The organism is Shewanella sp. 10N.7 (assembly GCF_020806285.1).
Classification (GTDB): domain Bacteria; phylum Pseudomonadota; class Gammaproteobacteria; order Enterobacterales; family Shewanellaceae; genus Shewanella; species Shewanella electrodiphila.
Genome location: NZ_JAJGZS010000069.1, coordinates 1 through 555, shown reverse-complemented (window position 1 = coordinate 555; position 555 = coordinate 1). Strand labels below are relative to the sequence as shown.

The following is a 555-nucleotide window of genomic DNA, read 5'->3' as shown; positions in this document are numbered from 1 at the left end:
AAATGTCAGCTGTTTCTGCGCCGTCATTGATGGTGAGCGCCACATCAATTGAACCCGCAGTCGCGTCCATGTTGTCGGTGTCAGCATCGGTAACGGTTTGACCGTTTTGGTCGACTGCTTGAGCATCTACAGTAATGTCACCATCAACCAGGCCTGAAATATCTACGCCATCAATGCTGTAATCGCCATTGGCATCAACAGTCACGCCAGTGATGACTTGGACTGTGCCAGCGCTATCGGTAAGCGTTAGGGTGACTGTGCTGTTTGGCGCCACATCTGTAGTGGTACCTGAAATGTCAGCAGTTTCTGCGCCATCATTAATGGTGAGGGCTACATCGATAGAGCCCGCAGTCGCATCCATATTGTCGGTGTCAGCATCAGTCACGGTTTGACCGTTTTGGTCGACTGCTTGAGCATCTACAGTAATGTCACCATCAACCAGGCCCGAAATGTCTACGCCACCAATGCTGTAATCGCCATTGGCATCAACGGTCACGCCAGTGATGACTTGCACTGTGCCAGCGCTATCAGTCAGGGTTAGGGTGACTGTGCTGT

At 51.5% G+C, this 555-nt stretch carries 1 pseudogene; it reads right to left on the bottom strand.

Features of this window, described 5'->3' with window-relative positions:
* Positions 1-555, bottom strand: a pseudogene (locus tag LMH66_RS20240) (RTX toxin); the annotation flags it as partial.